Annotated in this window: 8 protein-coding genes and 1 pseudogene; all 9 read left to right on the top strand. The window is 29.9% G+C overall.

The features are described from left to right. Positions 1–208 (top strand): annotated as a pseudogene (locus tag JAO71_RS15575) (IS3-like element ISElsp1 family transposase); the annotation flags it as partial. 125 nt (positions 209–333) lie between these two features. After that, entirely contained in the window at positions 334–1,155 is an 822-nt protein-coding gene (locus JAO71_RS15570) for a hypothetical protein (protein WP_203001712.1), read from the top strand. Positions 1,156–1,326: 171 nt separating this feature from the next. After that, on the top strand, positions 1,327–1,518 hold the full coding sequence (locus JAO71_RS15565; RefSeq protein WP_028607871.1) for a hypothetical protein: 192 nt from the start codon (positions 1,327–1,329) through the stop codon (positions 1,516–1,518). 42 nt (positions 1,519–1,560) lie between these two features. Next, positions 1,561–1,830: a hypothetical protein gene (locus JAO71_RS15560; RefSeq protein WP_028607872.1), complete on the top strand. Its 270-nt coding sequence runs from the start codon at positions 1,561–1,563 to the stop codon at positions 1,828–1,830. A gap of 176 nt (positions 1,831–2,006) precedes the next feature. Next, positions 2,007–2,702, top strand: a complete 696-nt coding sequence (locus JAO71_RS15555; protein WP_203001711.1) for a hypothetical protein — start codon at positions 2,007–2,009, stop codon at positions 2,700–2,702. Positions 2,703–2,861: 159 nt separating this feature from the next. Continuing rightward, positions 2,862–3,278, top strand: a complete 417-nt coding sequence (locus JAO71_RS15550; protein WP_203001710.1) for a hypothetical protein — start codon at positions 2,862–2,864, stop codon at positions 3,276–3,278. A 174-nt stretch (positions 3,279–3,452) separates the two neighbouring features. Beyond that, positions 3,453–4,184, top strand: coding sequence for a CPBP family intramembrane glutamic endopeptidase (locus JAO71_RS15545; RefSeq protein ID WP_203001709.1), 732 nt, complete (start codon positions 3,453–3,455; stop codon positions 4,182–4,184). Positions 4,185–4,334: 150 nt separating this feature from the next. After that, positions 4,335–5,060 carry a hypothetical protein gene (locus JAO71_RS15540; RefSeq protein ID WP_203001708.1) on the top strand — a complete coding sequence of 242 codons (726 nt, stop codon included), beginning with the start codon at positions 4,335–4,337 and terminating at the stop codon, positions 5,058–5,060. A 194-nt stretch (positions 5,061–5,254) separates the two neighbouring features. Then, positions 5,255–5,809, top strand: coding sequence for an SRPBCC family protein (locus JAO71_RS15535; protein WP_203001707.1), 555 nt, complete (start codon positions 5,255–5,257; stop codon positions 5,807–5,809). Positions 5,810–6,093: the final 284 nt, after the last annotated feature.

The raw sequence follows: 6,093 nt of genomic DNA, 5'->3' as shown, positions 1-6,093 counted from the left end.
GCTTAAATATGAATATGGATTAAAACAAACCATTAAAAACACTCAATTAGCACAAAAAATGACACAACAAGCAGTCTATATTTATAACAATTTAAGAACCCATTTTAGCCTGGATCTCAGAAAACCTACTGAAGTCCATCTCAATCCAAACATCAAATACAAGTCGTACCGAAAAAATAATGCAAATTTACCTGAACTTACAATTTAAGAACAAACCTAGTTCAAACTTTTTTTTGCATTCTAAACGGCTAAAAAAAAAACTTTTGAACGTCTAAATATTAACTAAAAAGAGTCAACCTATATCAGTATAATACAGAAACCAAGTAAACATCAATGAGATTAACAATTTTAATAGCTACTTTCCTTCTATCGCAACTGACCTTTTCACAGTCAATAGCAAGTTATAACAGCAATGCTACCAAATACGAGAAGAATGCAAATTTCAATCAAATTATTGAAAAAACAAGTTTTTATAATTCGGACGGAATTAAAACGGAAATTGAGCATAAGGACTTCAATAAGTCAATGCAATTGACAAGCCTAAAAAGGTTCGATGATAAAAATAAATTGATTTGGCTAAATATTTATAAGTATGACAGTTTACAAAGGAGAGTTAAACTTGACAACAAAAGATGGATAAACATAATTGGATATCAAACAAAACACACTGAATATAAATATGATTCAATTGGCAATTTTGTTCAGATAGATTATAATTCTCAAAAACAAATTTCGAATATCGCTCAATACTTCCTCGACAAAGAAAAAAACTTAATTAGACTTGAGAATTTTAATGGAAATGGTAGTTTAATTGGTTATGAAACTGCAAATTACGATTTAGAAAATAACATCGTCGTCGTTAATCAATATAACAATAAAAATGAGCTGGTTAATTCTAACAATAGAGCCATAAGTCATTCTGGAGAGAAAAAACAAAAGACTTCGAATAAATATAATGAACAAGGAGATTTAATATTTTACAAAAGAAATTGGAACGACAATGATAATGTTTGTTACACAATTGAATATAAGTATGACAAAAAAGGAAATTGGATTTCAAAAAAAAGATATAGCCATATTCAAACCGAAAACGGAAAGTTGAAAAAGAAAAAAACAAAAATGGTTAAAACGAGAAAAATAAAATATATAGAATAAAAAACGTACCCTAACACCGTATAAAAATAATTACGGTTTAGTGCTTAACCAAAGGGCGTTGCGTGTTTGTAACGTCTGATTTTCCTTCGGAAAATCCTCGCATACAAACCCGCAACTATTCTTATACATAAACGTTGGCATTCATTGACGAACGAACTCAAAAGGAAAATTATGGAAGAATTAAAATTGCATTCTTTTGGACAAAATGACCATATTGAATCTCTAAAGAAAAAATACAATTCTCTAAAAGAGAAAATTAAAGGAAATAAAATTTTGACAGAAAAGGAAAAAGTTGCTGAACTAAAAAGTCTGACAGAATCCTTTAAAAGAGAAAAGAAAGATTCTGAAAATAATCTTTACTAAATTGGAATTTTAGCTTGTTTGCGGAATCAAAACCTGAATTGAATGCGGAATTTAGCAAGTTGCGGAATTGCTCACTCAATCGGAATTGAAAAAGTTTGCAAAAAAAATATAAATAAAACAATGACAAAAAAATATTTTATTTATTTGATAATCATCGCAAGTATTGTACTTATGATTTACAACATTTCAGAACTTGATTTTGATAATCTTAAAAAAGGACCATTTGCTGGAATTGTGTCGAATATCCTTTTAATTTTAACAATGTTAGTAACAATGAGAGATATTAAGAAAAAGGAACAGGAAAATAAATAACCTGAATAAAAACAACGAAATGCCAACAACGTGTATAATCAATTGCTGGTACAAGCCTACTTACGAATATTCCTGCGGAATATTCTATCCGGTTTTTATTTGCTAAATTAGTTCCTTAAACCACGCAACTAATCATACACAAAACCGTTGGCAGTAATTTAACGAAAACCCTAAATTTGAAAAACATACTTCTTTTTATATTCTTTATTACGCTTTTTGCTAGCTGTAAAAAAGAAAAACCTGAACAGCTTCACACATTAGTTATTAAAAAAGAATATTGTGATATTGAAAATGAAGGAATCATATTTTTACCTGAATTTGAATTAAGAAAAAACGATTCGTTAATCAGCACACATAAGACTGAAATACTAAATAATTATTACAATATTGATAGCTTAAAATCTGGAAATTATAATATTGTATATACTTCAATGTTTAAGAAAACGGAATCTCAAAATATTATTCTAAATAGCAAGAATATTGACACTTTAATAATTTGTCTCGATAAGATTGATTATAGCTCAATCAACCATATTCCATTTATTGATAGACTCAAGGAAAATGAAAATTATATAATAGATGTATATAATCAAGGGTGTGTTTCTTTAGGAGGTGCAATTATGAAAATTAGCAAAACTCGAAATAAAATAATTGCAGAAACCAATGAGAATAAAAAAGAATTAACATCCGCAGAAATTGAATATGTGAGACAATTTGAATTAGAATTAGTCAATATGAATTCGTGTTGTTGTACATCAACCGACTATTATTCATTGGAATATAATGATGAAGTTCTTAAAATAGAAGATGGCAGTTGTAAATGGTATGGATATGGAAGGCTTTACAATAAATTATTCAATGTGGAAAATTAAAAACTACTGCCAACACCGTATATAATTTATTGCTAGTTCTAGCCTACTTACGAAAATCCTCGCGGATTTTCTATTCGGTTTTTATTTGCTAACTTTAGTGCTTAAACCACGCAACAAACCATATACAAAACCGTTGTATGCAATGTGAACTGAACCTTTATGATTCATAAAAAGATTAACAGATATTCTAATGTCGAATTATTTGACATCATAAAAAACGGAACAGACAAAACTGAAACTGAAAAAGCGGAATCTGAATTTAATTCTCGGAATTTAACAAAGCAACAAAAATCGGAAATTGAATCTGATTACCTGAAATACAAGAAATTCCTAAATGAGCGAAAAGACAAACCTTTAACCAATGAGGAATGGTGGTCTTTTTTTATTTTGCCATTTTTCACGACAAAACCAAGATGGAGAGAAGAACATTTTACTGAATCTGAAATGGAACGATTTGAAAAGTATGGTTTTGAAAAGAAATATCAACAAGCTGAAAAAATAAGAGCATATGGATATTTGTTTTGGTTCTTGGCAATTTTTTGTGCAATTCTGATATTTATAAAACTGAATAAATAAAAAAACACTGCATACAACAACGTGTATAATTAATTGCTAGTTTTGGCTCACTTGGGAAATTCCTTCGGAATTTCTCCGTTCGTGCTTAATTTAGTAAATTAGTTGCTCAAACACGCAACTAATCATACACAAAATCGTTACCTGCAAGCTAAAAACCAATCTTTACGAAAAAAAATGACCAAAAACATCTACTTGATTTTATTACTATTTACTTCGATATTATTAGTAGGTTTTTATTTTACATCTGAATTAAATAACTTTTGGATTGCGCACTTCAGTCATTTAGGAATAATGCTTGTTGCTGGACTTCTGATTATTGGAATTGATAAAGGAAAACTTCCGAATAAAGAAAAAAAATCCATTGAAATAAACCAAATCGTTGGAATTATAATTGGAATAGTCGGACTTATTGGAGTTAGTAATTTCATTCCAGTTCTTGCAACTAAATTAGCTGGAATTGAAATGACTGGATTTTTAAAAACATCTGAACTGAACCGCGTTTTTGTTGTATTACTTTCGATAACATTATTTGAGGAGATCCTATTTCGTAGAATTTTAGCACATAAAATTAAGAATACTCTCGGATTTAAAAAAGCAATCTGGATTTCTGCATTAATTTTCGCTATTGCTCACATTTACACAGAAACTGGACTTTTAAGTGCATTTATTGCAGGAGCGATTTTCGCATATATTTATCTAAAAACAAATAATATCTATTTAAGCATTATTGCTCATTTGTTTTATAATTTGACCACATATTTCCTGATACCAATTTTTATAGCAAATTTTGACGGAATTAATAAGTACTCGATAATTGTTTCGACCATTTTAATTGGTTTAGGACTTATCTATGGAATGATAAGAATTTTGAATAAAAAGCCAGCAGGTAACACCGTGTATAATTAATTGCTAGGTCATTGCCGACTTACGAAAATTCCGCTGGAATTTTCTATCTGTGATTTGTTTGCTAACTTTAGTGCTTAAACACGCAACTAACCATACACAACAACGTTGGCGTGCATTATGACAGACAAACTGTACTAACTTATCATTGCAATGGAAAAAGAAGAAATTGAAATTGATGTAAGAATTGAAGAAAATTTAGAAACTAATTTAGGAAAACTTCAAATTCTAAATGCAGAAATTGATATTGTACTAAAAGAGATTAAAAACAGGTTAGAAGAAAAGAAAAACATTGAGAGAAAAGACAATAGTTCATCAATTAGAAGATTGAATCTTATAGAAGACCCACTTCAATTGAGAATCAATTTGCATTGTAAAACTTTTTTATTTGTGTTCAGACAGTTTATTTCAAAATATTTCCGAGCCCTTTATCAAAGTAAAGAGATACTAGGATATGAAAACGTTGGTAATAAACTACCTGACTTATCAGTAGATGGAGGCGTCAAGAAAAAATTAGTAAATCTTCTAAAAGGTACTTATGATTATGATAAAGATATACTTAAGACAATTCAAGAAGGTTCAGATTTTTTAATTGTTTCAAGATTTTTGAGAAATTCAATAAAGAAGTATGCAGTTCTTATAACACATATTATTTACGAGGAAAACGGAATTAATTTTAATCTAAATTTCCCTCTCGATAACGAAACAAAGGATGAAACACTGCTTTATGTTAAAGAAAAGTTGATTAAAATGGAAGACACTTCGAACTTTACAGTTAAAGTCGGCTTTTTTGACAATTGCCAACTTTATGCGAATAACTTATTTGACATATTAATTAAGAAATTGGACGAGAAGAAATATTTTGAGAACAAAAAATAGAGATAATATTATTAATTAAAAACGCACGCCAACAATGGCTATAAGCAATTGCTTGTTCTCGCCTACTTCTGAAAATCCTCGCGGATTTTCAGTTCGGTGTGTACTTGCAAAATTAAGTACTAACCCACGCAACTACTCATAGCCGAGACCGTTGCCCACAATTAGGAAAACACCTACGAAATAAATTGACTGATATGAAAAAAATATTATTCATCCTTTGCTTGTTATCACTGACCAAATTCACATTTGGACAAGAGAAAAGAGTAATATCGAAAATTGATTCAACAAAAACACCTGAATTAGTGCTAATCCAAGAATTGACTGTAAAGGCACCTATTGATTCGGTGTGGAATGCATACACAACTAAGAAAGGATGGGAAAATTGGGCTGTACCACTTGCGGAAGTTGACCTAAAAGTTGGTGGACATATCAAAACGAATTATAATGAACAAGGTAAAATTGGAGATAGCACTACAATTATTACTCACATCATAAATTACGTACCAAAAAGACTTCTGACTTTACAAGCGGAAATAACCGATAATTTCCCCGAATTTATGAAAGATGATGCCAAAGATTTTTTCAATGTGATTTATTTTGACGAGTTAGAAAACGGAGATACCAATATTAAATCATTCGGAATTGGATATAAAAACAATCCGAAATACCTTTCATTAATGAATTATTTTATTCCAGCCAATGAAAAGACCTTAATGAAACTAATCGCTTACTTGGAAAAAAAGAAGTGAAATAAAAAACTGTGGGCAACACCGTGTATAGCTCATTGCGGCTGAATTCCTAATCGGAATTCATTGCATTATGCTATCTTTCGGTTACGGCGGAAAATCATAGCTGATTTTCCGCAACGAGCCATACACATTAACGTTGCCAGCAATTTGAGAAATAAACTTTCCTGAAATAGGTTGACTAAAAATCAAACAATTAATTACAGTCACTTATGAAAACACAAAATGAACACTGGCGAAAAAAAAGCTACCAAAAAGCCACTTTAGAAACCAAACTTTTAGTCGTT

The organism is Olleya sediminilitoris (assembly GCF_016785945.1).
GTDB classification, from domain to species: Bacteria; Bacteroidota; Bacteroidia; order Flavobacteriales; family Flavobacteriaceae; genus Olleya; species Olleya sediminilitoris.
Note: the sequence above shows the minus strand (reverse complement) of the source record. Positions and strands in the feature narration are given on the sequence as shown.